Raw genomic sequence first — 6,382 nt, forward strand, 5'->3', positions numbered from 1 at the left:
TTCTTGAGTGCCGGGTTGTTTTTACCTGCTCACAATATTGTGATAGTCCAATGTTGAAAATGGTTCAATCAAGTTAATTTTTTTTCACTATTGACTTTTTATAAATCAATGAATGATTGGTGTATTTTTTGTTACACTTTTTTTGCATAAATATTTCAATGTTTAGTCCTACAGCGAATAACAGTGTCGAGTAGGTTTACGCTGCGCGAATTAAGGCGCAGTGTACTTATTATGAGCCTGCTCGACGTCGCTTTCTGAGTCTTGAAATGCCGTGGCAATCTCTAAAAATTGTTGCTGCACCTCAATAAACGCGTCTACCATTCGCGGGTCAAAATGGTTGCCTCTCCCTTCCATAATAATTGCCACAGCTTTTTCGTGGGGAAATGGCGGCTTGTAAACTCGGCGGCTGATTAAGGCGTCGTACACATCAGCAATGGCCATTAATCGTGCCGAAATGGGAATGTCATCTCCGCTTAGTCCTAATGGGTAGCCTGACCCGTCCCATTTTTCATGGTGACTGTATGCAATTTCTTTGGCGAAAACCAAAAAGTTATTCCCACTTGGCATATTGATATTCGATGCTGACAGCGCATCTCTACCAATGGTTGGATGCAGTTTCATTATTTCAAACTCGTCGTCTGTTAATTTGCCGGGTTTTAATAAAATGCTGTCTGGGATACCCACCTTGCCAATGTCGTGCAGCGGAGCCGATTTATACAACATCGTAATATTTTGCGGGCTGAAAAATTCACTAAAATCAGGGTGGTGCTCTAACGCTTCAGCAAGGATTTTTACATAGTACTGGGTACGGCGAATGTGGTTCCCCGTTTCTGGGTCGCGAGATTCGGCTAGTGCGCCCATTGACACCATTGCAACATCTTGCATCTCTTCTAACATGCGTGTGCGTTCAACCACTTTTTGTTCTAGTGTTTTATTTTGCGCAGCTAATTGGTTTTTGGCTTCCTGCAACTGCAAATGGTTGTGCACTCGGGCTTTGAGAATAGCGGGAGATATAGGTTTGGTAATGTAGTCGATAGCGCCAATTGATAACCCTTTGGCTTCGTCATGAGGATCGGATTTGGCGGTCAGAAAGATAACCGGAATATCTCGGGTTTTGGGGTTGGCTTTTATTTTTTCACAGACCTCATAACCGTCCATTTCTGGCATCATAATATCCAGCAACACCAAATCTGGCTGATGCATCTCTAATATTTTTAACGCTAATGGGCCATTGGTGGCGGCCATAATACTGTATTGGCTCGACAACACCCCTTTCACCACATTGATATTACTTGGGGTATCGTCCACAGCGAGGATGGTTTTCTGCAGCTCCATATGAGTTATCCTTCTAAATTCTCAGACAATGCGGTAATGATCTGCGTAGCGTGCTCAAAATCATACGCTTCTAACGCGGTACGTAAGGCGATCAAGTTTTCACGTTGAGGAGGAGGCGCGAGTAAAATAGCTTGCGCGCATGTGTCTGTACTGTTTACGTCAAAGGTATTCACTTCTTCAATAAGTTGTTTGAGTGTGTCGGTAAACGACCCATCAACAACCCTCTCTTGTTGTTGCTCAAAAGTCAGTGCTGTCGCAATTTGGTTTCTTGTTCGTTCCAATTCCACTGTGACAACCTGAACGTGTTCTGCAGCATCAGATACCGATTCACCCAACTGGCGCTCGGCCGTAGTAACCGCATTAAATAGAGGCGTTGCACCAATGTTACCTGACACCCCTTTTAATCGATGTAGCTCGAATGCCAGTGTTGCTCTGTCGTTCTCGTGTACGCTTTTAAGGAGCTTTTGTCCCGACTGTGCCTCATCTTCTCTGAGTTGTCGCAGGAGGTCGATATACGACAGTACATTGCCACCTACTCGTAAGAGTGCCGTTTGGGTGTCAAATTCTGGCAATGCATCTAACACCGGGTGAGTAAATTCTGTCTCGCCTATGGTAGTTACTTGCGCTGTGTCAGGGGTAAAGTCGCGATTAACGTGAGTGGCGAGCGTGCTAAATAGCGCTGATGGGTCTATTGGTTTGGCGATGTGGTCTATCATTCCAGCGTCCTCACACGCTTGTTTATCAGATTGCATCACGTTGGCGGTCATGGCAATAACAGGCAACGCTTGCCATTGCGGCTGTTGTTTAATTTTACGCGACGCCGAAAACCCATCCATAACCGGCATTTGGATATCCATTAAAACGCAATCAACGGTTTCTCGCTCCAATATTTGTATTGCTTCTAAACCATTATTTGCAATTAACACGGCTATGCCTGCTTGAGCCAATAGCTCTCTGGCGACCTTTTGATTCATCGCATTGTCTTCAGCAACTAATACTCGTAATCCCGCTAAATTCGCCGGTTGTGAAGATAGCCGACGGTTACGCGTTATACTTGTTTCAGTGCTTTCATCGTGGGGTTGTTGATTAATTACAGCGATTAAGGCGTCGAATAAGGTAGACGGGCTGATTGGCTTATTTAGAAACGCAGAAACGCCAATGTCTTTACCATTTTCAAGAATACCTTCTTGATTATAGGCGCTCACCATAATGACTTGCGGCAAGTCTTTAATATGGGGGTTTTGTTTAATACGTTGGCATGTTTGTAGGCCATTTAACCCTGGCATACGCCAATCGATAAATGCCACATCAAACGGAGCGGTAGCGCGCTCTAAAATGGATAAAGCGGCTTCCCCACTATCGGCTAGCTCTGTATGACAACCAAATTGCTGCAACGCGTTACTAATAACAATGCGTGAAATTTCATTGTCGTCTACTACCAACACGTTCAGCTGTGAAAAGTCGTAACTCAAATAGCGAGTATTTTGTGAATCAGCCGCAATGTCTAACTCAGCAGTAAAGTGAAACTCGCTGCCGTGGCCATACTCACTTTCAACGCTAATTGTGCCGTTCATCATAGCGGTAAGCTTTTTGCAAATGGCTAACCCTAGCCCGGTACCGCCATAACGCCGTGTTGTTGAGCTGTCGGCTTGAGAAAAAGACTCAAACAAGCCGGCTATTTGTGTTTCTGTTAGCCCTATACCCGAATCTTTCACACTAAACGCCAAATTGGCTTTATTGTGTTTTTTCTGTACCAACCTAACCGATACCGTTATTTGCCCCTGCTCGGTAAATTTCACCGCATTACTCAATAAATTTGTGATGACTTGCCCTAGCCTAAGTGGGTCGCCGATCAAATGAGTAGGAATGGTAGAATCGATATCGTAAATAACCTCCAGGCCTTTCTTTTCTGCGCTTATTTGAATTAGTTGCCCAACATCTTTAAACACATCTTCTAGTCGAAAGGTGACGTGCTCAAAATCTAATTTTCCCGCTTCGATTTTAGAAAAATCGAGAATATCGTTAATAATTCTCAGCAAAGCATTGGCTGATTGGTCGATGTTGATCAGGTAGTCTTCAACTTTAGGGCTGACATCAGCACATAAAGCCAAATGGGTCATTCCCAAAATAGCATTCATAGGCGTGCGAATTTCATGGCTCATGTTAGCGAGAAAATCAGATTTAGCCCGAGTCGCTAACTCCGCCTTGTCCTGCGCTTCTTTCAGCTCTGAAATATCAACAATCACGCCCATTAGGCCACCAATGGTATCGTCAGATAAGTTGAAGGTGGTGACCCAATAAAGCACGTAATGCGGTTTCCCATCTGCGAAATATTGAATGAGTTCGTGGTGCTTAGTACCACCACTTTTCAACAGTTCTGTGTCTTCATCGTGATAACGTTGTCGATCTTCGAGCGGAATATAGTCGAGTTCCATCACCGTTTTATCAATGATCAGTTCGCGATTAACCCCGTAGGCAGTTTCGTATGCTTGGTTACAGCCGACAAATTTCCCATCCGGTGTTTTGATAAAAATGGGGTTGGGAATGGTGTCTATGAGTGCAGACTGGAAACGCAACTGGTTTTTGCGTTCTATTTCCATTTTATGGCGAACAGAAATATCTTCTATTAACCATAAATAGGTTTTTTCATCGGCATTTTGTTGAATGCCACCCATAACCTTTCCTGATAATGAGCACCACAGAGATTCACCTTTGTGTGTTCTTATCCGAAGGTCTTTTTTCACGGTTTGCCCAGCCAGTAAACGACGATAATTGGCCGAATGAAATTGTTCGAATTTTTGCTTATCCCACATGAAATCAGCTAGTGATTTCCCCACAAGTGCTCTGGGGTTGTCTAATTCAAACAAGGTTGACATGGCTTCATTACAACGCAAAATGCGGTTTGTTCCGTCAACCATCACGGCGCTTAATTGCGCGCCATCAAAAATCCCTTGTAACTCCCCTTTTATTTGGCGCAATACCCCTTCTACGCGAGTACGTTCCTGCACTTCTTTGGCTAGCTTTCGATTCCATCGCATCACAAATGCAATCACAATGACTGCAATGAGTACAACGGCAGAAATGGTTTGAATGTAAGGTTGCCAACTGAACGTTTCCTGGGTTTGCAAATTAACCCATTGGTCAAAAAAGGATTGGCTTTTCTCGCGCGGCAGCGTTTCTAGGGCTCTATTGAGTATATCAACCAATTCTGGCCAGTCTTTGCGTACGCCTATGGCTAGCTCAAATCGATAAGGTGTGGTCGCCGCTATTTTTAGATTATCGATACCAAGCGCGCGAATATTGAAGCCAGCGGCGGATAATGTATCGAAAGCCGCGTCGGCTTTACCACGGCTTACCGCATTTAATGCATCACCGAGAGTATCGAACTCTTTGACAACAATATTGGGGTAGTCCGCACGTAGGTATCCGCCAGAGACGTATGAGGCAACTACCGCGACAGTTTTTCCAGCGAGATCATCCAATCCACTGATAAAAGGGCTGTCGTCTTGTGTTACCAATACCATGGGAATAGCGCGGTATATTTGAGTAAACAAATATTTTTCCCGCCGTTCCGGTGTGGGAGTCATAGCTGGAAATACGTCAATATTACCCGCCTCATATGCGTCGATAACGTCATCCCATGAACTGTGATTATCTATGGAAACTTTTACATTAAGGACATGGCTGAACCAGCGCATGTATTCAGCGGCAACGCCAATGTATTCACCTTGTTCTGACAAACCTTCAATAGGAAGCCATTGCGGATCAACCCCTAATCGCCAATGACTGTGTTGTTTCAACCAACGTTGCTGCTCTAGAGTGAGTAAAATGGGGCTTTGATAGTCTAATGGGCGTTGAATATAACGATTGCGAATTGATTCAATTTGTTGCACCGACAAGGTATTCAGCGCTTTTTGTAAAATGGAAAACAATACGGGTTGAGTGCGGGTCACCCCAAAGGTTAATGGAATTTCAGTGTCGTCAAGAAACCCAACAAGCGCCAACCGACTATTGAGGTATCGGTTTATCAGGTATTCGCCTACGAGATTATTGCCCAGATAAGCATCCGCTTCGCCACTTGCCACCTGTTTTAACCCCGTGAGCGCGTCTTTTACCTGTACAACACGGATTTGCGGGTACTGCTCGCGTACTAGCTCTACGAGGTAGTAGTCTTTTTCAATCACCACAGTGCGGTGATCAAGGTCGGCAATGGAATGAATTTGGCTATTCTGTTTGTCAGCAAAGATGCCTATCAGGGTTTTGAGGTAAGGCGTAGTAAATTGAACATGGTTGGCTCGTGCTTCAGATGGCGTCATCGACGGCGAAACTTGAAGCGAGCCAGCCATTAACTGTGGATACAGTATAGGCCATTCGTCGAGCGTGACCTTCGCACGCAACCCTGCTTTACTTAGCGCGGCCTGCAGTATATCGGCACTGATCCCTGCATATTGACCGCTATCATTTTGGTATTCAAAGGGGGGCCAGTTTTTGGTGGCGGCAATCGCCACTTGAGGGTGCGAAGCGACCCACTCCTGTTCTTCTGCGGTTAATTGTAGTGTTGAGGGTGCGCCTTGGCTCTGTTGTGCAAAACAGCCAAATGAAATTAGAAGTAACAGAGATAAAACAACCGTCGCGGTTTTACCTTGAGAAAAAAAACTGAGCACACAACCTCCTTGTGCCATTCGCTTTTTACACTACTACATACTGAGTTGTAGCAAGGCCAAATGCCACCTTTAATTCGTTTCCATTTCAATGTCACACAAAAATTGTGAGGCAAGTAAGGTGATTGGCTAAGAGATATTGATAATAATATATGTTTGTATACTTTTGATGCAATGAATTCTTTGCGCTTTGTCGCGACGAATATTGGGTTCAACGAGTAAACGCTCGTTTTTATGTTTCAAAGGTGTGAAAAACAAAAAAACCGCATAAATGCGGCAGATTGATGATAAACCCCTCTTTTTTCAGAGGGGTTTATTTTTTCTAGCAGCCGAAGGCTGCGATCGCGATATTTTTTATAGCAGCTTTATTGTTCGAGTGTTGGGTT

General features: G+C 44.4%; 2 protein-coding genes. Both read right to left on the minus strand.

The window, feature by feature from the left end:
• Positions 1-210: 210 nt before the first annotated feature.
• Complete coding sequence (locus ACXAH6_RS19020; RefSeq protein WP_474879419.1) at positions 211-1,335, minus strand: response regulator; 1,125 nt, start codon at positions 1,333-1,335, stop codon at positions 211-213.
• A gap of 5 nt (positions 1,336-1,340) precedes the next feature.
• Positions 1,341-5,999: a response regulator gene (locus ACXAH6_RS19025; RefSeq protein WP_474879421.1), complete on the minus strand. Its 4,659-nt coding sequence runs from the start codon at positions 5,997-5,999 to the stop codon at positions 1,341-1,343.
• Positions 6,000-6,382 lie beyond the last annotated feature (383 nt).

The organism is Alteromonas sp. ABE4_545, assembly GCF_056161325.1.

Excerpts from the sequence above, each read along its gene's own strand:
- ACXAH6_RS19020 (WP_474879419.1), bottom strand. The coding sequence starts at position 1,335 with ATGGAGCTGCAGAAAACCATCCTCGCTGTGGACGATACCCCAAGTAAT.